The following is a 23,273-nucleotide window of genomic DNA, read 5'->3' as shown; positions in this document are numbered from 1 at the left end:
TGGCCCATTGTGGGCGGCCGGCCGCCGTCGCAGAGCATGACGTACGCGGCGTTTCGCCGGTTGACGGCTGTGAGGTGAAGTGAGGTGAAGTGAGGTGAGGTGAGGTGACTGCGCCGAAGCTTCTCCAAGGGCTGGCTCAGGGCGGGGAACGCGGACCGTGCTGATTGCCCTGGCCGAGGCGTTGTCGGATGGGACGTTCGTCAGCGGAGATGCCGTGAAACGCCGTTGATCCGCTCGTTGTCAGCCGCGTAGGTTCGCCCCTATGACAAACGTACGGATCGGTGTGATGCACGACCGCGACTGGGCCCCGGAGGCGTTGCCCGAGTTCGCGCGGCGGGCCGAGGCGCTCGGTGTGGACGATCTGTGGGTGGTGGAGGACCTCGGCTGGAACGGCGGCGTGTCGGCGGCGGCCGTGGCCCTGGGCGCGACCCACCGCCTGCGGATCGGCATCGGTATCACCCCGGCCCCGCTGCGCAGCCCGGCGCTGCTGGCGATGGAACTGGCCACACTGGCCCGGGTGTTCCCCGGCCGGCTGGTGGCCGGCATCGGGCACGGCGTGCGGGACTGGATGGTCCAGGTCGGTGTCGCGCCCCGCTCCCCGCTGGCTCTGCTGGAGGAGACGATCACCTCCGTGCGCGCGCTGCTGCGCGGTGAGCGTGTCGAAGTGACGGGGCGTGAAGTGAAGCTGGACGGGGTCGAGTTGGTCCATCCGCCGGCCGAGGTCCCGCCGGTCGTCGCGGGCGTGGTGCGCCCGCTCTCCCTCGAACTGTCCGGCCGGGTCGCCGACGGCACGCTGATCGCCGAGGGCCACGGTCCGCGCGATCTGGAACACATCCGTGAGCTGACCGCCAAGGGCGGCGCCACCGCCGACCACACCCTGACCGTCTTCGCCTTCGCGTGCGTCGGCGACGACCCCGACGAGGTGGCGCGCACCCTCCACCCCCACACCGAGGGCCACGGCGCGTGGCTGGGCCGCCCCCAGGAGGAGGTCTTCACCGTGTCCGGCGACGCCGCCCGGGCCGCCGACGGCATCCGCGCCCTCGCGGCGGCCGGCGCGGACACGGTCGTCCTGCGCTTCGTGGGCGAAGATCCGCTGGGGCAGTTGGAGGCCGTACTCGGAGCCCGGTAGGCGCCCCCGCCCGAGACGCGTCGCCCCCGCCCACGCGACGACGTGACGGAGCGGCGTCGACGAGTTGTTTTCGACCGCCCCGGACGGGGACCCGGGCCCCATGGTGCACATCGGATACACGATGATGACCGAGCAGGCCGGTCCCCGTGAGCTCGTCGACCATCTGGTTCGGGCCGAGAGCGCGGGCTTCGACTTCTCGGTCACCTCCGACCACTACTTCCCGTGGCTGCGCTCGCAGGGCCACGCTCCGTACGCGTGGAGCGTGCTGGGCGCGGCCGCCCAGGCGACCTCGCGCATTCCGCTGATGACGTACGTGACCTGCCCGACGTTCCGCTATCACCCGGCAGTGGTGGCGCAGAAGGCGGCGACGATGCAGTTGCTCTCGGAAGGACGGTTCCGGCTGGGGCTCGGTTCAGGTGAGAACCTCAACGAACACGTGGTGGGCGGCGGTTGGCCGTCCGTGAACGTACGGCACGACATGCTCGAGGAGGCGGTGGAGATCATCCGCTCACTCTTCGAGGGCGGCCACGTGAACCACCACGGGGCGCACTATGACGTGGAATCCGCCCGGCTGTGGGACCTGCCGGACGAGCCGCCGCCGCTCGGCATCGCCGTCTCCGGCGAGCAGTCGTGCGCCCTCGCGGGCAGGCTCGCCGACCTGGTCATCGCCACCGAGCCCGAGGCGGGGCTGCTCCAGGCCTTCGACCGGCACGGCGGCACGGGCAAGCCGCGCGTGGGCCAGCTGCCGGTGTGCTACGACCCCGACCGCGACACCGCCGTGCGGCGCGCTCATTCCCAGTTCCGCTGGTTCGGCAGCGGCTGGAAGGTCAACTCCGAGCTGCCGCACCCGGATTCGTTCGATTCGGCCACACAGTTCGTCAGGCCCGACGACGTCGCCGCGTCCATCCCGTGCGGCGACGATCCGGAAGCCTTCGTCGAGGCCGTACGCCCGTACGCCGAGGCCGGGTTCACCGAGATCGCCCTGGTGCAGATCGGCGGCGAGTCGCAGCCCGCGTATCTGGACTGGTCGGAGAAGACGCTGCTGCCCGCCCTGCGCGACGCCTTCGCATGACGCCACACCACCGAGCGGGAGCGCGTTGACCGGCTGCTCGCCACCGCGGGGCGCCGGACACGGTCCACGACCGGGACACCGGCGTCGTCGACGTCGTCGTCCGGTCCGAGTCGTCGTCCGGTCCGAGCTCGCCGCGGAAACCTCGGCCGCCACTCGCTAGCCGTCCGAGCCCTTCGGCCCGGCGTCCGTGTCCTCCTCCTTGTCCTGGCCCGTGGCGGCGGGGCGCAGGGCCTTGGCGCCGCCCTTCAGACGCTCCAGCGTGCGCGTCAGCTGCTGGAACGGAGACGTCGTCCTCGCACCGGACGGCTGCTGTCCGGCGGGAGCGGCCTCGGCGGACTCGCGGTAGGCGGCGAGCGCCTCATGGGCCCGTTCGGTCGCCTCCCGGTACAGGTCCCGGGACTGCGTCATGGCCTCCAGCGCCTCGACGTACATCGCCACCCGCTTCCGTTCCCGGGCGAGTTCCTCCTCGAGAGTGAGGAGGTGCCAGTCCTCCCGCAGTGCGGTGAGGGCCTCGCCGGCACCGTCCGGAAGCGGCTGCGGAAGCGCGGCGAACCGCGTCACCGCCGCGACGAGGTCGGCCGGCTCCGAACCGTCCAGGAACACCGTACGCACGGTGAAGTCCTCGGCGTCGTAGCCGGACGGGGCCGGGGTGCCGGGCAGCACCACCGCGCCGCCGCGTGGCACCTCCACGTCGAACTCCCGCAGCGCCCAGTTCACGACCCGCAGCTGATGCGGCGCGGCCCGGTGTTCCACGACGCGGTGGCGCAGGGTCGCCGGCAGCCATCGGGTGAGAGGCAGCCGACCGCGCTCGTCCGTGGTCATGGCCTCGTGGACGACGACGTGGACGCACCATCCGTCGTGCCCGGAGTCCCTCAGCAGGCGCCGTACGTCCTTGTCGTCCTCGGGCAGGGTGGTGATCCGGCTCAGCGAGAGGCCGGTGGCGGCGTCGTGGTCCCAGTCGCCGTACTCCGGCCAGAACCGGGTGACGGGGGAGGGCCATGCCGGGTCCCACGGCTGTTCCGCCTCCGCGAGCAGGGTCCACTCCCGCCCGCCGCCCAGGTCGGGCGCGAGGCTCAGCCGGGCGCGCACGGTCACCTCGTCGGGAACCCGCCATCGCGCCTCGAAGACCCGCTCAGGGGAGTCGCCCCCGGAGTCGGCCCCGGAATCGGGCACTTCCAGGAAGTCGTCGATGGCCTGGCTGTCCTTGAGCTGTCGCAGGGTATGACGGAGTACGCCTTCCGCGTCGGGTCCGACGTGGCGGCCGCGAGCCGGCCACACCGTCGGGGGAATCGTGGGACGGGCTGAGGGGGAGGTCGGCATGAGTCCATCGGGAAGCAGGGGCATGTGCGCCTGCCAGTATCGTCGCTGCGGCCCGGCGGAGATCACCCGGGGTCCCGTCGGCTTCCGCCCCTGCCGTGCGACCTGCCCGGACGTGGCCACGGCTGCTCACCTCCCCGGTCGGGGCGGGACACCCGACCCGGGACCACGTCGGCCACGCCCGACTCGTCCGCCGCGTCGTCACCCGTACGGGGTGCACTCCGTCCGCCGACGGCCTGACCGCCACCGGTGCTGCCGTGGCCGCCCAGCACGCCGGAAACGCCCCCGCGCCGCCTGTTCGCGGCCGATGCGGGCGGGTGGCGCACACCGGAGCACCGTTCGGGGCCGTCCGCGAGCCGTCCGCGGGCCGTGCGGGCGCCCGCGGACCATGAGCCTTCTCGGACACCGCGTGGCAGGCTCGTGCGGACAGACCTGCGCCTCCCGATGACCCGAACGACACACCCCCAGCGGAAGCCGTGCTCGGCGGCGCCCGGCTCAGCGAGCGAACACGTCCGCGAACTTCCGGCCCGACACCACCGGGTACCCGAAGTCCGTCGCGTTGAAGGACGTCACCGAGGTCGTCGTCAGGCCGGCGGCCGCGCCCCGCAGCACCCACGCCGCGCCGTCGTCGTAACCGTCCGGCAGGACGTCCTCGCCGAACGCGCCGACCGCGAGGTCGGCCTTGCCGTTGCCGTTGATGTCGCGCAGCCGGAGCGAGGAGCCGAAGTGGTCCCCGGCCTCCGCGGCGCCCGGCACACCCGTCGTGGCCTGGTGGAAGGACTGGGCGCCGGTCGTGGTCAGGCCGTCGGCACCGCCCTTGAGGAGCACGACGTCGCCGACGTTGCGCTTGCCGTTCACGTCCTCGTACGGAGCACCGACCGCGAGATCCGCGCGGCCGTCGCCGGTCACGTCGCCGAGGGCGAGCGCCGAACCGAAGTCGTCACCGACCTCGTCGGTGCCCGGGACTCCGGGGCTGTCCTGGTGGTACGTGCGGCCCTTGAGCGGCAGACCGGTCGCCGAGCCGTACCGCACCATGAACGAACCGCCCTCGACGCCCGCCTCGTCGGCGGTGACCAGGTCGTCGTACCCGTCGCCGTTGATGTCGCCCGTCGCGACGGCCGACGACCACCACGCGGCGGAGCCCGTCGTCCCGTCGTCGCTGAGGACCGTGTGGGAGGAGCCGATGTCGCCGGGGCCGCCGCGCAGCACGCCGAGGTAGCCGGGCATCGGGGAGCCGTCCGCCTCGTACTGGCGGCCGTGCAGGACGTACTCGAAACCGTTGCCGCCGTCCTGGGAGGAGAAGTGGGCGGCCACGATGCCGTCCAGTTGTACGCCGTCCGGCAGGAACTCCATCTCCGGGCCGAACGCGCCGTCCTGGGTGGGCTCGCCGTCGGCGTACCACCAGAAGGTGTCGGTGCCGACGACGGTCAGGTTGCCGGTGCCGTCCCCGTCGAGGTCGGCGAAGGCCGCGCCCTCGCCGAAGCCGGCGGCCTCGGCGGTCGGCGCGGTGAGCGCGATTCCACCGGACGTGAACGGCTGCGCACCACCCCAGACGATCGTCACCGAGCCGCGCGGCTTGCCGGTGACCTCCTCGCCGGGCGCGCCGACGATCAGGTCGGCGTAGCCGTCGCCGTTCACGTCGCCGCCGGTGACGTTCTCGCCGAACCTGTCCACGCTCTCCGAGGCGCCGGGCACGCCGGGGGTGTTCTGGGTGACGTTCACGAAGCGGGTGCGGCTGACGCCGGCGGCGGAGCCGAAGAGGACGGTGACCGTGCCGCCGCTCGCCTTGGGTGTGCCGATGGCGAGGTCGCGGTAGCCGTCGCCGTTGAAGTCGTCCGCCGGACCGGAGGGCGCCGCGACAGCCGTGGGCGCCCCGATCCCGGTGACGGCAAGGGCGAGTACGGCGGCAGCCGTGGCCACGGGCAGGGTACGTATGCGCAACGTGATGCTCCCGTTTCGATGATCCGACGCCCGTACGACGTTCTCGGTGCACAAAGGGTTGTACGGGGTGGAAGACGGGGTGAACGAGGAGGCGCCCGGCGCGTCGACCGGGAAGACGCGGACGACATCGCGGCCCGCGAACTCCGCGCCCGTCGGGCCCCCGTGGGCGACGAGAGCCTGGTGAAGGGTGAGGAGCATGGTTGGTTGACAGACTCGTCCCCTACTCTCGGGTGGGGAGACGTCAGGTGCCGTGGGGATCCAGGTCGGTGGATCCAGGTCGAGGAGACGATGGTGCTGGGAAGGAACACGCGGTTACTCGCGGGTGCCGTGGCCGTGGCCTGCATGGTTCTCGTCGGCCCCAGTGCGCCGAGCGGGGTCCTCTTCGCCAGGTCGCTGCCCGTCGATGCCGTCAGGGACGTCGTACCGAACCGGGTCATGACGTGGAACATCTGCAACCCCTGCGACGAGAGCGACGTCGACCGGGCAGCGGAGATCGCCACGTACGCGCCCCAGGTCATCGGCCTGCAAGAAGCCTGCGTGCGTGACGTCGAGAGGATCCGGGACCATCTGGAGAACCTGCACGGGCTGGTCTACCACGTCGAGTACGGGACGGTTCTTCGCAACTGGGGCCGCTGCGGGGGAGCGCCGTGGAGTCCGGGAGGCTACGGCCAGGCAATCCTCTCGGCGGCACCGATGACGGACCGCGTCAACGTGGAATACCCCGACGGCGGGTCGGAGGACCGCGGCTACCTGGCGGTCACCACCACGGTGGGCGGCCGATCCGTCCGGGTCTTCAACACACACCTCGCCCAGCGACGGCAAGAAGCGGTCCGGGCGGAGCAGACCGCCGTGCTCGCCGCGGACTTCGCCCGGCACGACCGCGCGATCCTTCTCGGTGACTTCAACGCCGTGCCGGACGCTCCCGAGCTCACCCCTATATGGAAGCTGGCCGCGGACACGGACCCCCGGTGTCGTCCCTCCTCCGCCGGCCCCTGCGGGCTGACCACCGACTGGAACAGCAAGTTCGACTACGTCTTCCTGCGAGGCATCGCCCCGCTCGAGCACCGCGTGCACCTCACCCCGTACTCGGACCACCATCTGGTGCGCGCCGACCTGGACCCGACCTGACAACGCTTCCGCTGCCGCGTGGCCAGGTCCTCACGGGCGTGGGGCGGCCGACGCCCGTTCAGGCGTCGTAGGTGTGGAAGCCGCGGCCGCTCTTGCGGCCGAGGTGGCCTGCGGCGACCATGCGGCGCAGCAGGGCGGGCGGCGCGTACAGCGGCTCCTTGTACTCCTCGTACATCGACTCGGCCACGGCCTGGGCGGTGTCGAGGCCGATGAGGTCGAGCAGACGCAACGGCCCCATGGGGTGGGCGCATCCGAGTTCCATGCCCCGGTCGATGTCCTCCGGCCGCGCGGAGCCCGACTCCACCATCCGTACCGCGCTGAGCAGGTAGGGCACGAGGAGGGCGTTCACGACGAAGCCGGAACGGTCGGGCGCCTCGATGGCCTGTTTACCCAGCCGTTCGGCGAAGCCGCGGGTGCGCCGCACGGTGTCCTCGCTGGTGAGAAGGGTGGGGATGAGCTCGACCAACTGCTGCACGGGCACGGGATTGAAGAAGTGCATGCCGATGACCTGCGCGGGCCGCCCGGTGACGACGGCGAGATCGACGACGGGTATCGAGGAGGTGTTGGTGGCCAGGACGGCCGCGGGGTCCTCGACCGCCTTGTCCAGGGCACGCAGGACATCGGCCTTGATGTCGCGGTTCTCGGCGACGGCCTCGATGACGAACTGACGGTCGGCCATGTCGCCGAGGTCATGGGTGAAGGAGAGCCCGGCGAGGGCCCGGTCCCGCTGCTCCTCGCTGAGCTTGCCACGCCGTACGCCCATGTCGAGGGAGGCGGTGAGCCGGCGGCGGCCCGCCTCGACCGCGTCCGGTGTGGCTTCGGCGACACGGACGTCGATGCCGCTGCGGGCGGCGACTTCGGCGATGCCGGAGCCCATGAGGCCGCAGCCGACGACGCCGAGACGGTTGACGGGATCCATCGGAGGTCCTATCTGAGAAATCGCTGCGGGGTGGTTTCGGGGGTGGGTCAGACGTTCCGGCGGTACTGGCCGCCGACCTCGAAGAAGGCTTCGGTGATCTGCTGAAGGGAGCAGAACCGGGTGGCGTCCATGAGGACGGCGAAGACGTTGCGGCCACTGGTCGCCGCGTCCTTGAGAGCGGCCAGGGCCTCGTGGGCCGGGTCGCGGTGGCTGCTCCGGAAGTCCCGCACCCGCTCCAGCTGGGACTGCTTCTCCACCTCGGTGGCCCGGGCGAGTTCCAGCTCCGGGGGCCGGCTGTCGCCGCCGGGGCGGAGGAAGGTGTTGACGCCGATGATGGGCAGGGTGCCGTCGTGCTTGCGCTGCTCGTACAGCATCGACTCGTCCTGGATACGGCCCCGCTGGTAGCCGGTCTCCATCGCGCCCAGCACACCACCGCGCTCGCTGATGCGCTCGAACTCCCGGAGTACGGCCTCCTCCACCAGGTCGGTGAGTTCGTCGATGACGAACGATCCCTGGAGGGGGTTCTCGTTCATCGCCAGGCCCCACTCGCGGTTGATGACGAGCTGGATCGCCAGTGCGCGCCGTACCGACTCCTCGGACGGGGTGGTGACGGCCTCGTCGTAGGCGTTGGTGTGCAGCGAGTTGGCGTTGTCGTAGATCGCGGTGAGGGCCTGCAGGGTGGTGCGGATGTCGTTGAAGTCCATCTCCTGGGCGTGCAGGGAGCGTCCCGAGGTCTGGACGTGGTACTTCAGCTTCTGACTGCGCTCGCCCGCGCCGTACTTCTCCTTCATCGCGACGGCCCAGATACGGCGGGCGACCCGGCCGAGGACCGAGTACTCGGGGTCCATGCCGTTGGAGAAGAAGAACGACAGGTTCGGGGCGAAGTCGTCGACGCGCATGCCCCGGGCGAGGTAGGCCTCGACGTAGGTGAAGCCGTTGGCGAGGGTGAAGGCGAGTTGGCTGATGGGGTTCGCGCCGGCCTCGGCGATGTGGTAGCCGGAGATGGACACGGAGTAGAAGTTGCGGACCTTGTGGGTGATGAACCACTCCTGGATGTCGGCCATCATCCGCAGGCTGAACTCGGTGGAGAACAGGCAGGTGTTCTGCCCCTGGTCCTCCTTGAGGATGTCGGCCTGCACGGTGCCGCGCACGTTCGCGAGCGTGTGGGCCCGCAGCTCGGCCTCCTCCTCGGGCGACGGATCCCGGCCCTCGGCGGCTCGGAACCGTTCCGTCTGCTGGTCGATGGCGGTGTTGAGGAAGAACGCCAGGATGGTGGGGGCGGGCCCGTTGATGGTCATGGAGACCGAGGTCGTGGGCGAGATCAGGTCGAAGCCGTCGTAGAGGGCCTTCATGTCCGCCAGCGTGGCCACCGACACTCCGGACGTGCCGACCTTGCCGTAGATGTCGGGGCGTTCGTCCGGGTCCCGGCCGTAGAGCGTGACCGAGTCGAAGGCCGTGGACAGGCGGGTGGCCGGCTGGCCCTCCGAGAGCAGCTTGAACCGCCGGTTCGTACGGAACGGATCGCCCTCGCCGGCGAACATCCGCGCCGGGTCCTCCCCGTCGCGTTTGAAGGGGAACACCCCGGCCGTGAAGGGGAAGTGACCCGGCAGGTTCTCCCCGCGCCAGAACCGCACCAGCTCCCCGTGGTCGGTGAACCGGGGCAGGGCGACGCGCGGGACCTTGTTGCCGGACAGGGACTCGCGGGTCAGGCGGGTGACGATCTCCCGGTCCCGGACCTTCACCACCAGCTCGTCCCCGGAGTAGGAGGCGACGACGGCGGGCCAGTTCTCGATCTGCTCCGTGATGTGGTGGGGGAGCTGCCTGCGGGCGTCCTCGAGGAGCGACCGCACGTTCGTCGGGTCGGAGTCGGCCGCGACGAGGTCGTCGCCGACCGCCTCCAGGCGTTGCACCCGCCGTGCGGCATCCGCCAGTCGGCCGGACTCGGCGTGGTAAGCGCGGACCGTGTCGGTGATCTCGGCGAGGTAGCGCACCCGGTCCGCGGGCACCACCTGCCGGATGCCGGCGGAGTGGCGCACGTGGACCGGTGCCAGCGCGCCCTCGGACAGCGGCAGCCCCTTCTCGGCCAGGCCGGCCTTGAGATGCTGGTAGAGCGCGGTGACACCGTCGTCGTTGAAGGTCGCCGCAGAGGTGCCGTACACCGGCATCTCCTCGGGCCTCATGCCGAACGCCTCGCGGTTACGGACCAGTTGGCGGCCGACATCGCGCAGCGCGTCCTGCGCGCCGCGCCGCTCGAACTTGTTGATCGCCACGACGTCGGCGAAGTCGAGCATGTCGATCTTCTCCAGCTGTGAGGCGGCACCGAACTCCGGTGTCATCACATACAGCGAGGTGTCGACGTACGGCACGATCGCCGCGTCCCCCTGGCCGATGCCCGGCGTCTCCACGATCACGAGGTCGAACCCGGCGGCCTTGACCACGTCGATCACGTCGGACAGGTGCTCGGGCAGCTCGTGGCTGCCACGGGTGGCCAGGCTCCGGAAGAAGACCCGGTTCCCGTCGAGGGAGTTCATGCGGATCCGGTCACCGAGCAGTGCCCCGCCGCCCCGGCGGCGGGTCGGGTCGACCGCGATCACCGCGATGCGCAGCTTGTCCTGCTGGTCGACGCGGAAACGCCGCACCAGTTCGTCGGTGAGGGAGGACTTTCCCGAGCCGCCGGTGCCGGTGATGCCGAGCACCGGCACGACCTGTGCCGCGGCGGCGGAACGCAACCGGTCCAGGAACTCCGTCGGCAGCTTGCCCAGTTCCGCGCCGGTGATGGCGCGGGCGATCGCGAAACGGTCCCCCGCGAGGACCGCCGCCGGGTCGGCGGGCCTGTCGTCCCAGAGGTCGAAGTCGCAGTCCTTCACGACCGAGTTGACCATCCCGGCCAGCCCCATCCGCTGGCCGTCCTCGGGCGAGAAGATGGTCACCCCGCTGTCGCGCAGCCGGGTGATCTCCTCGGGCACGATGACGCCGCCTCCGCCGCCCACCACGCGGATGTGCCGCGCTCCCCGCGAGCGCAACGACTCCACCAGGTACTCGAAGTACTCCACGTGCCCGCCCTGGTACGACGAGACGGCGACACCGTGCGCGTCCTCCTCCAGCGCCGCGTCCACGACCTCCCGCACCGAGCGGTTGTGTCCGAGGTGGATCACCTCGGCGCCCTGGGACTGGAGGATCCGCCGCATGATGTTGATCGACGCGTCGTGTCCGTCGAACAGGGCCGAAGCCGTGACCAGGCGGACGGGGTGCACGGGTCGGTGCAGGTCGCTCATGAGGGCCTTCCCGGACGGGGCGGGGGTACTGCTGTCCGTAGAGATAGTAGGACGTCCTAGTAAATTGCTGGGAGTGATCGCCGTCACAGGTCCAGGACCAGGCGTGGCCCGCACGAGCGGGAGACGCAGATGAGCATGGTGTCGCCGGCGGCCCGCTCGTCCTCGGTCAGCAGCGAGTCGCGGTGGTCGGGCCGGCCGTCGAGGACGTCGGTCTCACACGTGCCGCATGTGCCTTCCCGGCAGGAGAAGACCACCGCGACACCGGCCGCCTCCACGGTTTCGAGCACCGAACGATCCGGCGGCACGGTGAGGGTGAGCCCGGAACGGGCGAGCTCCAGCTCGAACGCCTCGGCCGGGCCGGTCTCGGCCGTCCGTACCGGGGCGAACCGTTCGACCCCCAGCGTGCCGGGGGGCCAGCCCGCGCACTGCTCCTGCACCGCCCGCAACAGGGGTTCGGGACCGCAGGCGTGCACCAGGGTGCCCTCTTCGGGGACGCCGAGGTGGGCGGCGAGGTCCAGCAGGCCGTACTCGTCCTGCGGACGGACGAGTACCCGGTCCCCGTGCCGGGCGAGGCGGTCCAGGAACGCCATGGAGGTACGGGTGCGCCCGCCGTACAGCAGACGCCAGTCGGCTCCCGCGGCCTCGGTGGCCTCGACCATGGGAAGGATGGGTGTGATGCCGATGCCGCCGGCGATGAACAGATGGCGGGCGGCGGGTCGCAGCGGGAAGTTGTTCCGCGGTCCCCGGACCCGCACGGTGGTGCCTTCGCGCAGACGGTCGTGGACGTACGCGGAGCCGCCGCGTCCCCGCGGCTCGCGCAGCACGGCGATCCGCCAGGCCTCGCGGTCGGCCGGATCCCCGCACAGGGAGTACTGACGGATCAGAATGCCGTCGCCGTCACCGCTGTCCAGGAGTACGTCGATGTGGGCGCCCGGTGCCCAGGCGGGGAGTGTCCCGCCGTCGGGGCGGCGCAGGGAGAGGGAGACGACGCCTTCGGCGGCGAGCGTACGGGTCGCGACGACAAGGGTCGTGTCGACCGGGGGTGGTTGGTAGTTCATGGTGGTCGGCTCCGGGGTTCAGGCCTGTGTCGGCACATGCAGCAGCAGCGCGTCGCCCTGGCCGCCGCCCCCGCACAGGGCCGCAGCTCCGCTGCCGCCGCCCCGCCGCCGCAGTTCCGCCGCGAGAGTCAGCACCAGTCTGGTTCCGGTCATGCCGACCGGGTGTCCGAGCGCGATCGCTCCGCCGTTGACGTTCACCCTGTCCAGCGGGATGTCCAGCTCCCGCACGGATGCCAGGGCCACTCCGGCGAACGCCTCGTTGATCTCGAACAGGTCCAGGTCGCCGGCCTTCAGCCGGCCGTCCCGGGACAGGGCGTCGCGGACCGCGCCGGCCGGCTGGACGAGCAGTGAGGGGTCGGGGCCCGCGACCGTGCCGTAGGCGCCGATCTCGGCGAGCGAGGTCAGGCCCTCGCGTCGGGCGCGTTCCGCGCTCATCACGACGACGGCCGCGGCACCGTCCGAGAGCTGTGAGGAGTTGCCCGCGGTGATGGTGCCCGTGCCGGAGAAGGCCGGCTTCAGGCGGCCCAGGCTCTCGGCGGTGCTTCCCGGTCGTACCCCCTCGTCGGTGTCCACGACCGTCTCGCCCCGGCGTCCGGCCACGGTGAAGGGGGCGATCTCCTCGGCCAACGCGCCCGACTCCTGGGCGCGGGCGGCCCTTTGGTGGGACAGCGCGCTGTACTCGTCCTGTTCCTCGCGGGTCAGGCCGAACGGCCGCTGGTGGCGCTCGGTGGCCGCGCCCATGGAGACGCCGTCGAACGCGCAGACGAGGGCGTCGCGGTCGAGGGCGTCCTCCGCCGCGGCCGCACCGTACCTCCAGCCGCTGCGAGCCCCGCGCAGCAGGTGCGGGGCGCCCGACATGGACTCCATGCCACCCGCGACCACCACCTCGTGACGGCCGGAGGCGATCATGAGGTCGGCCAGGGCGATGGCGTGCAGACCGGACAGACAGAGCTTGTTGACGGTGCTCGCGGGGACGGAGAACGGAACGCCGGCGCGGATCGCGGCCTGCCGCGCCGAGTTGGGGCCGGCCCCCGCCTGGACGACATGGCCCATGACGACGGCTTCCACGGCCGCCGGGTCGAGGCGGACGGCGGCCAGTGCCGCGCCGATGGCGTGGGCGCCGAGGTCGACCGCGGACGCGGTGCTCAGGGCACCCATCAGCCTGCCGAGGGGAGTTCGCGCTCCGGCGACGATGACGGATCCGGGCATGGCCGGGACCTCCTGGGGAGTGGGACGAGGTCAGGCGACCGCGCCGACGGCGCGTTCGGCGATCATGTGGGCCGACTCGTTCACCGAGTGCGGAACGATCCGGCCGCCGGGCATGCGCCGCACCCGGCTGACGGACGTGTAGTCGGGGTGGAACCAGAACATCGAGGGCAGGCCGAGCACCGTCGCCAGATAGGTGTTGGTGATGCCGCCGTGGCACACGGCCGCGACCCGCCCGCCGGGATGGGCGTCGAGGATGGTGTCCATGGCCCGCACGGCTCGCGCGCGAAAGGCGTCCCAGTCCAGATCGGGTACGAAGTCCTCGTAGCGCCCCTCGGCGAGCGCCACCGCCCGCGGATCGTCCGTGCCGATCTGCTCCGGTGGGGTATAGGGCTGGGACACGTCGGTGTCCCACTCGCGCAGGTCGTCGAGGACGGTGGCCGTCATGCCCGTGAGCCGTTCCAGGGGCGCCGCCGTCTCGCGGGCACGCCGGAACGGGCTCACGTACAGCGCGTCGACGGCTTCGTGCACGAGCCAGGCGGCGAGGCGCTCGGCCTGAGCGGTGCCCTCCGGCGACAGCCCCGGGTCGAACACGCCCGCCAGGGGGAGGCCGTGCCGGATGAGGAGGAGTTCGGTCATGGGTGATCCTTCGTACGCGGGAAGGCGGGAAAGGCGGAAGGGGCGGGCGGATCGGCTCAGCCGGCGATGGTCCGCTCCGAGCTCCAGTAGGGGCGGCGCATCGCGCGCTTGTCGAGCTTGCCCATCGCGTTGCGCGTCAGCTCGGGAACGAACTCGTACGACTTCGGGCACTTGTGGGTGGCGAGGCGCTCGCGGCAGAACCCGTCCAGCTCATCGGCCGGCGGCTCGTCCCCCGTCACCACGACCAGCGCCCGCAGCGACTCGCCGAAGTCCGGGTCGGGCACGCCGATGACCGCGACCTCGGCGACCACCGGGTGCTGCCGCAGTACGGCCTCGCTCTCGGCCGGGTAGAGGTTGACGCCGCCGGAGACCACGACGTCCGCGGCCCGGTCGGTGATGAAGATGTAGCCGTCCGCGTCGACGTAGCCGATGTCGCCGAGCGTGAAGACGCCGGGGGCGACATAGGCGGCCTTGGTCTTGTCCGGATCGGCGTGGTAGCGGACGCCCTGGTCGTCGGGTGCCCGGAAGGCCAGCAGCCCGCGTTCGCCTCGCGGCAGTCGCCGGCCGTCGTCGTCGGTGACCAGGACCTCGAACGGGGGCCTGGCGCGTCCGACCGAGCCCGGGTGCGCCAGCCACTCGTCGCTGCTGATGCGGGCCACGGTTCCCGCCTCGCTGGCGCCGTACGACTCGGTCAGCACCGGACCGAACCAGTCGATCATGGCCCGCTTCACGTCCGGCGGACACGCGGAGCCCGTGTGCGAGACCTGCCGCAGGCTGGAGACGTCGTACCGGGCGCGGACGTCCTCCGGCAGGGCGAGCAGCCGTTGGAAGTGGGTGGGCACCATCACCGTCGAGGACACCCGCCACCTCTCCACCCGGCTGAGGAACGTCTCCGCGTCGTATCTGCCGAGGACGACCACCGGCTGACCGGCCGCCAGGTGTCGCAGCGAGGTCAGTGGCGCGTTGTGCTGCAGGGGGCCGCACACCAGGTGCGGTCCCGGCGGGAATCCGGGCCGGGCGGACATCGCGGTGAGGTAGGCGGAGCTGTCGGCGACCGGTCCGCTCACCCAGCGCACCTCGGTGCCACGCGCCCGTCCGGTGGTTCCCGAGGTGTAGACGAGTGGAGGCCGGGCGGGCCGGTCCGTCGGGACGGTGCGCCCGGCGGGCGCCGCCGCCAGCCACAGGTCCCAGTCGAAGGCGTGCCCGATCGCCGGGGTTCCGTGCATGACCAGCGGCAGGCCCAGTTCCCGGGCCGCGTCGAGGGCGGCACCCGCGCCGACGGGGCCGGCGACGATCCCGGTCACGCCCGCGTCGATGATCTGGTCGACGAGCTCGCCGGACGTGAGGTTCCGGGCCGTGGCCACGGTCCCCACTCCGGCACGCAGGCCTGCCAGATGGGCCACCAGCGTGGGGATCGCGTTGTCGCCGAGGACGGCGACACGGTCGTCGGGACCCGGAGCGAACTCCAGCAGCCGCGCCGCCGCCCGTGCCACCTGGTCGGCGAGGCCGGACCAGGACAGCACGGCCAGGTCGTCCACCAGGGCGGGCTCATCGGGTGTCTCCTGGGCGCGACGGTCGAGTGGCAGCAGCGACATGGCTCCTCCGGCGGCTCCTGGGGCCTCTCCCGATTCGAGGGGAGAGGGGATGCGGAGACTGTAGCGTTTATCAAGAAAGTACGGAACACTCTGGTCCCGAGAGAAGCCATTCCCGCACGCTCAAGGGGTCGGGTGGACGCCCTCTCTGTTACCCGTTACTGAATCTTCCGTCTGGTAAGTACCCCGAGGAGGAGCCATGTCGCAGCCCGATCCGGACGCATGGCGCACACAGGTCCGGCAGTGGCTGGCCACCGTGCTCGAACCGGCGCGGCCGCCGGAACCCGACCAGGACGCCGACCTCGCCGTGTTCCACAACCTCCCCGAGGACGAGGAACGCCTGCTGCTGGAGCGCTGCCGCGCCTATCAGCGAGCCCGCTTCGACGCCGGCTACCAGGCGCTGACCCTCCCCGTGGACAAGGGGGGTGCGGGCCTGACCGCCGCCCATGTGGCGGCCTTCGCCGAAGAGGAGTCCGCGTACGAGGTGCCGCCGTCCACCGAGCTGATCAGCGTCACCGTGCGCCTGGTCGCGATGGCCGTCTCCCTCTTCGGTACGCCCGAGCAGCTCCACGAGCACGCACGCGCCTTCCTGCGCACCGACCTGCTGGCCTGCCAGCTCTTCAGCGAACCCGGTGCCGGATCCGACCTCGCGGCCCTGCGCACCCGCGCCCGGCGGGACGGTGACCACTGGGTGATCGACGGCCAGAAGGTGTGGACCTCGGGCGCCCAGTTCGCCGACTACGGGCTGCTGCTCGCCCGCACCGACCCGGACGTCGTCAAACAGGCCGGCATCACCGCCTTCCTGGTGCCGATGGACGCCCCCGGGGTGGAGACGCGCCCCATCCGGCAGATGAGCGGCGGCGCCTCCTTCAACGAGGTGTTCCTCAGCGGCGTACGCGTCCCGGACGGGCTTCGGCTCGGACGCCCGGGCCAGGGCTGGGAGGTCGCCACCACCACCCTCGCCTTCGAACGGACCGCGTCCGGCAGCGGCAACCGCCGCAAGGGCGGCACCTTCTCCGACGTCCTGGCACTCGCCCGCTCCCTCGGCCGCACCTCGGACCCGCTGGTCCGCCAGCGCCTCGCCGACCTGTATGTGCGGGCCGCCCTGCGCGCGGCCACCGTGGACCGCGTGGCCAGGACGAGCGCCGCCGGTGGCCGGCCGGGACCGGAGGCGTCGCTGACCAAACTCATGGCCTCCGACCTGCTCACCCGCACGGGGCAGGTGGCCGCCGAACTGATGGGGGCGCGGATCACCGCCGACACCGGGGAACCGGGCACGTTCGCCTGGACGCAGCATCTGCTCGGCGCCCCCGGCTACCGGCTGGCCGGGGGCACCGATCAGATCCAGCGCAACCTGATCGGCGAACGGGTACTGAAACTGCCGCCGGAGCCGAGGGCGGACCGGGCGCCCTTCTCACAGCTTCCCGGTAACTGAGCCACCGGCACAGTTCACCGGTCACACACGGACCGTTTCGGCAATCACGAAGGAGTGACAGCGATGGATCTGGGACTGACAGGCGCCAAGGCACTGGTGACGGGGGCGAGCCGGGGTATCGGCCGCGCGGTCGCCGCCACCCTCGCGGCCGAGGGCTGTGCGCTGGCGCTGTGCGCCCGGGGCGAGGAGGGGCTCGCCAAGGCCGCCGCCGAGCTGCGTGGCGAGGGGGCCACGGTGTTCGCGGAACCGGTCGACGTCACCGACCCGGCCGCCCTCGCGGGTTTCGTGGAGCGGGCGGCCGCCGAACTCGGCGGGCTCGACCTGCTGGTGTCCAACGTGTCGGCGGGCAATGTGAAGGGCCCCGAGTCCTGGGAAGCGAGCCTGCGCGGCGACCTGATCCCGTTCGCGGGACTCGTCGAGGCGGCCCTGCCGCACCTGGAGGCCTCCGACCGGGCCGCCGTCGTGGCCATCGGCACCACCAACGCCTCCGACACCGCGCGCCCGGCCGGAGCGAACTCGTACTCCGCGCTCAAGGCGGCCGTCGTCCAGCACGCCTCGGCCCTCGCCCACGCCCTCGCGCCGAAGGGCATCCGCGTCAACACCGTCTCGCCCGGCCCGATCGACTTCCCCGGCGGCGCCTGGGAGACCATCCGCACCAGCCGTCCGGAGGTGTACGAGGAGGTGCTCGCCAAGCTGCCGATCGGCCGCTACGGCACAGCGGAGGACGTGGCCGCGGCGGTGGCGTTCCTGCTCGGGCGGACCGGCTCCTTCTGTGTCGGCGTCAACCTCGTGGTGGACGGCGGGCTGCTCACCCGCGTCCAGTACTGAGCCGTGGCGGGCCCGGCCGGACGCCTGGACGCCGTACTGGTCTGCGGCGGCCGGTGGCACGACTTCGACCACGCGCGGCTGCGACTGCTGGAGCTGCTCGGTGAGCATCCACGGGTGCGCACCACGGTGTACCAGGACTACGACTGCCCGGCCGCCCTCGACAACGCCGATCTGCTGGTCACCTACACCTGTGACGTCCGGCCCCGCCCGGCGCAGCGGGCCGCACTGGCCCGTTTCGTCGAGCGGGGCGGGCGCTGGCTCGCCCTGCACGGCACCAACGCCGTGATCGAGCCGTCGACGAGCGACGGGCCGCGGGAGTTCACGACTCCACGGCTGCTCGGGGAGCTGGCCCAGGTGCTCGGCAGCCAGTTCGTCGCCCACCCGCCGATCGAGCCGTACGAGGTGCTGGTGACCCGGCCCGACCATCCGCTGGTCGCCGGGATCGCACCGTTCACGGTCACCGACGAGCTGTACGTGTGCGAGCTGCACGGGGAGCTGGAGGTGCTGCTGCACGCCGAGTACACGGGGCCGTGCCGCGGTTTCGCCGAGGGGGACACGGCGGCCCGCGACGACGCGCCCCGACCGGTGCTGTATCTCAAGCGGCACGGAGCCGGCGAGGTCTGCTACTTCACCCTCGGCCACTGCCGGGGGCGCTACGACGTGCAGGACCTCGGGGTGGACGACACGGGGCGCGTGGACCGGGGCCCCTGGCAGACACCGGAGTTCCTGACGGTGCTGCGGCGGTGCGTGGAGCGGACGGTGGGTGAATGAAGCCCGGCAGGGGAGCGGGCCGGCTCCTGAGCGAGGCTCGGGCGCCGGCCCTGCGGGGATCGCGGCTCAGGCGTGCGGCAGTACCACCGCGCGGCCGCTGATCTCCCCGGCGTGCAGACGCTCGTACGCCTCGGGTGCCTGGTCCAGCGTGAAGGTCTCGACGTGGGAGGACACCAGACCCTGCCGCGCGAGCTCCAGCACCTCCATGAGTTCCGTCCGACTGCCCCAGTACGGGAAGGAAGCCGTCACCTCGAACGGCAGCCCGCCCCCGAAGCCGACGGCCAGCGTGCCCCCGCCGAGGCCGACGACGCTGACATCGCCCTCCACCGCGACCGACGCGGCGGCCACGGCCAGGGTCGCCTCGGCCCCGACGAAGTCCAGGACGACCTCCGCGCCCGTACCGCCGGTCAGTTCCCGGATCGCCGCGGCCGCCTCGCCGTCGGAGAGCAGCGTCTCGTGCGCGCCCACCGTGGCCGCCAGTTCCAGCTTCTCCTTGCTCACGTCGAGGGCGACCACACGGGCCGGGGTCAGCGCGCGCAACAGCTGCACGGCGAGGTGCCCCAGACCACCCACGCCGATCACCACCGCCGTGCTGCCGGGCAGCAGCTTCGGCAGCGACCTGCGGATGGCGTGATACGGGGTCAGCCCGGCGTCCGTGAGGGGCGCGGCCTGCACGGGGTCGAGTCCGCGCAGCGGAACCAGATGGCGGGGAGAGTTCACCACCACGTACTCCGCCAGGGCGCCCGGTGAGCCGAGCCCCGGCGGCAGGATGCCGAGTGCGGAGGCGTGCGGACAGCAGTTCTCCTTGCCCTCGGCGCACTTGTGGCAGCGCCCACAGCCCCACGGGCCGTACACCGCCACCGCCTCGCCCTCCGCGAGGGCGCCGACACCGGCGCCCACCGCCGCCACGGTCCCCACCCCCTCGTGACCGAGTGTCATCGGCAGCGCGTAGGGGAACTGCTCCTCGGGCCAGCCCATCACCGCCAGATCGGAGTGGCAGAGCCCCGCCGCCGTCACCTTCAACAGAACCTGACCCGGGCCGGGCTCGGGCACCGGCACCTCCACGACCTCGGGGGCATGCCCCACCCGCCGGTACTGAACAGCCTTCATCCTCAGACCTCCTTGCCCGTAGTGATATCCGGTCGAGGCCCCGATCGGCGGCGCAGAACGGCGGGCAGGGCGATCCGGCCACCCGTGAGGACCAGCGCCACGATGAGGACCGAGCCGGTGAACAGGCTCGCGGCCCACTGCGCGCTGGTGGCGAGCCCGAGTCCGGTGATGCCGGTGCCGAGCAGGAGGACCGCGAGGACCGTGCCCCAGGCGTTGAAGCGGCCCGCCCGCAACTGGGTCGCCCCGACGAACGCGGCGGCGTACGCCGCCAGCAGATACGGGGTGCCCGCGGTGGGCGAGCCGGAGCCGACCGAGGACGCGAAGACGACGCCGGCGAAACCGGAGAGCAGCGCGGAGGCCACCAGGGTCAGGAAGCGCAGCCGGTCCGTGCGCACCCCCTGCAGCCGGGCCGCGTCCGCGTTGAAACCGGTCGCGTACAACCGGCGCCCGGTGGCGGTGTGTTCCAGCAGGAACCAGATGGCGACGGCGGCGAGCAGCAGATACAGCACCGGCAGCGTGATACCGCCCGCGTCCAACTGGGCGATGCTCGCGAACGGCTCGGCGAGCAGCTGCACACCGGTGATCGAGCTGTCGTTGGTGACCATGGTGATCAGGGACTGGATCAGCGCGCCGGTGGCCAGGGTGGCGATGAACGAGTCGACGCGCAGGACCACCACCACGATGCCGTTGACGACGCCGATCAGCAGCGCGGCGGTCATCGCCAGGGCGATGGCCGTGCCGGGACCGAGCCCGGCGGAGACCATGAAGTAGGCGGTCAGCACGCTGGTGAGCGACATGGTGTAGGCGATCGAAAGGTCGAAGACCCGTGCGGCCAGCGGCGGTACGACGCTGAGGGCCACCAGGCCCGCCACGGCGTTGCCGTTCAGTACCTGCTTGACCGTGATGGCGGTCGGGAACGTGTCCGGCGCCCACACGGAGAAGAGCACGACGATGACCAGCCACACGTACACGGCGCCGATGTTCCGGAACGACAGGGCGGCCACCGCCCGTCGGACCGCTGTCCCCGGTACGGACACCATGGATCTCTCCGGTGCGGACGGCGGGAGCCCCGCCGCCCGGGTCGGGGTGGACGTCATGTCACTCGGTTCCTTCCATGGCGTGCACGAGCGCGGACTCGGTGATGTCCCGGCCGCTGATCTCCCGTGCGATCCGGCCGTCCCGCACCACCAGGACGCGGGTGCACAGCGCGAGCAGGTCCTGTGTGTCGGTGGAGGACACGATGACGCCCATGCCCTCGTCGGCCTGCCGCTCTATCAGGTCGTACAGCTGCAGACGGGTGGCGATGTCCACGCCCGCCGTGGGTTCGCACAGCGCCAGCACCGGCGGGCGCTGTGCCAGACAGCGGGCCATCACGACCTTCTGCTGGTTGCCGCCGCTCAGCGTGGTGATCCGCGCCCCGCGGCCGGCCGTTCTGACACCGACCCGCCGAATCCAGTCCTCCACCAGGGCGGACTCGCGGCGTCGGCGCAGCCGCCCGGAACGGGCGCGCAATCGGCCCAGGAGCGGCAGGGTGAGGTTCTCGCCGACCGAGAAGTCGCCGATCACGCCCTCGCCCGCCCGGTCCGCGGGAACCAGGGGAAGGCCCAGACCGTCGGCGTCGCGCGCCTGCGTCCACCGCTCGGAGCGCCGGGGCAGCCGCAGCCTGCCGTTCACCCGCCCGGCATGGGCCCCGCACACCGCGTACGGCACGATCTCGTGGCCGGAGCCGGCCAGGCCGGTGATGCCCAGACGCTCGCCGCCGGCCAGGTCGAACCCGACGCCCCGCAGGGGCCCGGCCCACAGGTCCCTGACCTCCAGCACCGGGTCGGCGCGGCTCGCAGGGGGCGGTGGTCGGTGGTCGGTCTCCATCTCCTCGCCCGCCATCAGCTCCGCCAGCGCACGCGGGGTGAGCTCGGCGACCGGGCGGGTGGCGATCCGGCGTCCGCCGCGGATCACGGTGACCCGGTCGGCGAGCGCGAAGATCTCGTCCATCCGGTGCGAGACGTACAGGACGCCGGCGCCCGCGTCGCGGACCTCCCGCACGATGTCGAAGAGGCGGGCCACCTCGCCGGGCGGCAGCACGGCGGTCGGCTCGTCGAGCACCAGGACACCGCGCCGGCCCTCCCAGCCCTGCAGCGCGGCGGCGATGGCCACCACCGTGCGCTGGACGGGGGTCGCCGTCGCCAGCGGCCGGCGTACGTCGATACCGAGGCCGAACCGTTCGACGAGGGCGCTCGTGCGCCGCTCCATCTCCGGCCAGCGGATGTTGCCGAAGGCCGTTCTGGCGAAGCCGTGGCTGAGCGCGAGGTTGTCGATGGCGCTCAACTCGCCCACCAGCCCCAGCTCCTGGTGGACGAAGCGGAGCCGGTCGTGCCGGGAAGCCGTGACCTGGCCGAGGTCGAAGGGCTCACCGTCGAGTTCGGCCACGGCGCCGGGCTCCGCGTGGTGGTAGCCGGCGAGGATCTTGATGAGGGTGGACTTGCCGGAGCCGTTGGGCCCGATCAGGGCGTGGATCTCGCCCGGCGCGACCTCCAGATCGACGTCTTCGAGCGCTTGGGTGCCGCCGAATCTCTTCGACAGGGCGGCCACCCGCAGCACCGGGCCGGTCAACTCAGCCCCCACAGCGCCTTGAACTGCGCCTGGTAGTCCTCGACGATCGGGAAGTCGCCGTCGGCCGAGGGCAGGTTGTCCTTGGTGACGAGCATGTTGGGCAGTGCGGCCTTCTGGTCCACGTCCATGGGCTGGCCGGTGAAGTGCCGGGCCAGCGCGTCGGCCTGGAGCCAGGCCGTCTCGTGGGAGTTGAGCGCCATCGCGCCGTCGGTGAGACCGCTCTGGATGTACTGGTAGTTCTGCGCGTCACCGACGTTGACGACGATGTGCTTGCCGGTGATGCCGGCGGTCTTCAGCGCGGTCGGCACGCCCACGTTGAGCAGGCCCAGGGAGAAGACGACGTGGGTCACCTTCGGGTGCGACCGGAGGTACGACACCACGCGGTCCGGCATGTCCTTGCCCACGGCGGTGATCGGCACATCGACGTTGTCCAGCCCGCAACCGTCGCACCACTTCTTGTACTTGGCGGCGAAGGAGTCCTTGACGGGCTTGAGGATCGTGTAGGCCGGAAGGTCGAAGTAGACCGTGTTCGCCTTGGCGTCACTGTTCGACACCACCCATGAGGCGAGCATCTCGCCCTGGACGCCGACGTCGTCCGGCCCGTTCTTGAGCAGGGAGATGCCGTCGCCCAGCAGGTCGTCGGCGTTCGACTGGATGACGGGGATCTCGGCGGCCTTCAGCCGGGCCAGCTGCTTGGCGTAGACGGCACGCGGGAAACCGGAGGCGATGACGGCGTCCGGCTTGTCGCGCAGGGCCTGTTCGTAGGCGGCCTGGACGGACTCCGGGGTGCCCTGGGTGGCGATCTGCTTCACCTCCCAGCCGAGTTCCTCGGCGGCCTCGGTGAAGAAGTCGGCGAGGTCCTTGCAGGACTGGACGCCGCAGAGGATGAAGTCGATCTTCTTGCCCTTGGGGATCTTCTTGCCGACGGGCTGGGTGACGGAGATCGACTCCGGGCGCTCGGAGTACTTCGCCAGGGCCTCGCGGGCCGCCGTCAGGCCGGGGGAGCCCGGTGCGGCCGCCTGCGTGGAGTCGGCGGCCGGAGTGGTGCCGGTACCGCACGCCGCCAGGGCGAGCAGTGAGGCGACGGAGAGGGTTGCGGTGAGGGCACGGCGGACCGCGCGACGGGGTCTGGAACTCATCGTTGAGTACTCCCGAGAGGTGTCGCCTGCGCTGCCGCGACCCGCGTCGCTCCCGCGTCCGCGGCGGTCGGGCTCCGGTCAGGCGGATCGATTCTGTGTCGCCC

At 71.8% G+C, this 23,273-nt stretch carries 18 protein-coding genes; 6 read left to right on the top strand and 12 right to left on the bottom strand.

The features are described 5' to 3' along the window. The first annotated feature begins 262 nt into the window (after positions 1-262). Positions 263-1,129, top strand: coding sequence for an LLM class flavin-dependent oxidoreductase (locus OG202_RS00895; RefSeq protein ID WP_327731950.1), 867 nt, complete (start codon positions 263-265; stop codon positions 1,127-1,129). 100 nt (positions 1,130-1,229) lie between these two features. Next, positions 1,230-2,201 (top strand): LLM class F420-dependent oxidoreductase, encoded by a 972-nt coding sequence (locus tag OG202_RS00890; protein WP_327731952.1) that lies wholly within the window; start codon positions 1,230-1,232, stop codon positions 2,199-2,201. A 156-nt stretch (positions 2,202-2,357) separates the two neighbouring features. Here OG202_RS00890 and OG202_RS00885 read toward each other — a convergent pair whose 3' ends face one another. Together OG202_RS00885 and OG202_RS00880 are read right to left on the bottom strand one after the other, a co-directional pair. Further along, positions 2,358-3,521 (bottom strand): hypothetical protein, encoded by a 1,164-nt coding sequence (locus tag OG202_RS00885; protein WP_327731954.1) that lies wholly within the window; start codon positions 3,519-3,521, stop codon positions 2,358-2,360. Positions 3,522-4,013: 492 nt separating this feature from the next. Continuing rightward, the gene (locus tag OG202_RS00880) at positions 4,014-5,657 is read right to left on the bottom strand and encodes an FG-GAP-like repeat-containing protein (RefSeq protein ID WP_327731956.1); all 1,644 of its coding nucleotides are present in this window, start codon (positions 5,655-5,657) and stop codon (positions 4,014-4,016) included. A 90-nt stretch (positions 5,658-5,747) separates the two neighbouring features. Between OG202_RS00880 and OG202_RS00875 the strand changes: the two genes are divergently transcribed. After that, positions 5,748-6,587 carry an endonuclease/exonuclease/phosphatase family protein gene (locus OG202_RS00875; protein ID WP_327731958.1) on the top strand — a complete coding sequence of 280 codons (840 nt, stop codon included), beginning with the start codon at positions 5,748-5,750 and terminating at the stop codon, positions 6,585-6,587. A 58-nt stretch (positions 6,588-6,645) separates the two neighbouring features. On the opposite strand, the gene OG202_RS00870 is transcribed toward OG202_RS00875, so the two are convergent. The 6 genes from OG202_RS00870 to OG202_RS00845 all read right to left on the bottom strand — a co-directional run bounded on the left by OG202_RS00870 (position 6,646) and on the right by OG202_RS00845 (position 15,279). Beyond that, entirely contained in the window at positions 6,646-7,506 is an 861-nt protein-coding gene (locus OG202_RS00870) for a 3-hydroxybutyryl-CoA dehydrogenase (protein ID WP_326573249.1), read from the bottom strand. Positions 7,507-7,553: 47 nt separating this feature from the next. Continuing rightward, positions 7,554-10,781 carry a fused isobutyryl-CoA mutase/GTPase IcmF gene (icmF, locus tag OG202_RS00865; RefSeq protein WP_327731960.1) on the bottom strand — a complete coding sequence of 1,076 codons (3,228 nt, stop codon included), beginning with the start codon at positions 10,779-10,781 and terminating at the stop codon, positions 7,554-7,556. An 83-nt stretch (positions 10,782-10,864) separates the two neighbouring features. Continuing rightward, positions 10,865-11,839 carry a PDR/VanB family oxidoreductase gene (locus tag OG202_RS00860; protein WP_328222143.1) on the bottom strand — a complete coding sequence of 325 codons (975 nt, stop codon included), beginning with the start codon at positions 11,837-11,839 and terminating at the stop codon, positions 10,865-10,867. A gap of 18 nt (positions 11,840-11,857) precedes the next feature. Beyond that, entirely contained in the window at positions 11,858-13,048 is a 1,191-nt protein-coding gene (locus OG202_RS00855; protein WP_328222142.1) for an acetyl-CoA C-acyltransferase, read from the bottom strand. A 30-nt stretch (positions 13,049-13,078) separates the two neighbouring features. Next, a complete protein-coding gene (locus OG202_RS00850; RefSeq protein ID WP_326573242.1) occupies positions 13,079-13,684 on the bottom strand; it encodes a histidine phosphatase family protein in 606 nt (201 codons plus the stop codon). 56 nt (positions 13,685-13,740) lie between these two features. Then, the gene (locus OG202_RS00845) at positions 13,741-15,279 is read right to left on the bottom strand and encodes an AMP-binding protein (RefSeq protein WP_327731963.1); all 1,539 of its coding nucleotides are present in this window, start codon (positions 15,277-15,279) and stop codon (positions 13,741-13,743) included. Positions 15,280-15,475: 196 nt separating this feature from the next. Here OG202_RS00845 and OG202_RS00840 point away from each other — a divergent pair, with 196 nt between their 5' ends. The 3 genes from OG202_RS00840 (at position 15,476) to OG202_RS00830 (ending at position 18,310) form a co-directional block, all read left to right on the top strand. Further along, complete coding sequence (locus OG202_RS00840; protein WP_327731965.1) at positions 15,476-16,711, top strand: acyl-CoA dehydrogenase family protein; 1,236 nt, start codon at positions 15,476-15,478, stop codon at positions 16,709-16,711. Between the two features lie 63 nt (positions 16,712-16,774). Continuing rightward, complete coding sequence (locus OG202_RS00835) at positions 16,775-17,539, top strand: SDR family NAD(P)-dependent oxidoreductase (RefSeq protein WP_326573239.1); 765 nt, start codon at positions 16,775-16,777, stop codon at positions 17,537-17,539. A gap of 3 nt (positions 17,540-17,542) precedes the next feature. Next, positions 17,543-18,310, top strand: coding sequence for a ThuA domain-containing protein (locus tag OG202_RS00830; RefSeq protein ID WP_327731968.1), 768 nt, complete (start codon positions 17,543-17,545; stop codon positions 18,308-18,310). Between the two features lie 66 nt (positions 18,311-18,376). Here the strand turns inward: OG202_RS00830 and OG202_RS00825 are convergent, their stop codons facing one another. The 4 genes from OG202_RS00825 to OG202_RS00810 are packed head-to-tail and all read right to left on the bottom strand — an operon-like array spanning position 18,377 to position 23,169. Then, positions 18,377-19,420 carry an NAD(P)-dependent alcohol dehydrogenase gene (locus OG202_RS00825; protein WP_328222141.1) on the bottom strand — a complete coding sequence of 348 codons (1,044 nt, stop codon included), beginning with the start codon at positions 19,418-19,420 and terminating at the stop codon, positions 18,377-18,379. A gap of 2 nt (positions 19,421-19,422) precedes the next feature. Next, positions 19,423-20,517: an ABC transporter permease gene (locus tag OG202_RS00820; protein WP_326573234.1), complete on the bottom strand. Its 1,095-nt coding sequence runs from the start codon at positions 20,515-20,517 to the stop codon at positions 19,423-19,425. A 1-nt stretch (position 20,518) separates the two neighbouring features. Next, positions 20,519-22,042, bottom strand: a complete 1,524-nt coding sequence (locus OG202_RS00815; protein WP_327731970.1) for a sugar ABC transporter ATP-binding protein — start codon at positions 22,040-22,042, stop codon at positions 20,519-20,521. After that, positions 22,027-23,169 (bottom strand): sugar ABC transporter substrate-binding protein, encoded by a 1,143-nt coding sequence (locus tag OG202_RS00810; RefSeq protein WP_327731971.1) that lies wholly within the window; start codon positions 23,167-23,169, stop codon positions 22,027-22,029. Before OG202_RS00810 ends, OG202_RS00815 begins: the two co-directional genes overlap by 16 nt. Positions 23,170-23,273: the final 104 nt, after the last annotated feature.

This window comes from Streptomyces sp. NBC_00310 (assembly GCF_036208085.1).
Lineage (GTDB): Bacteria > Actinomycetota > Actinomycetes > Streptomycetales > Streptomycetaceae > Streptomyces.
This window is presented reverse-complemented; position numbering and strand designations above follow the sequence as displayed.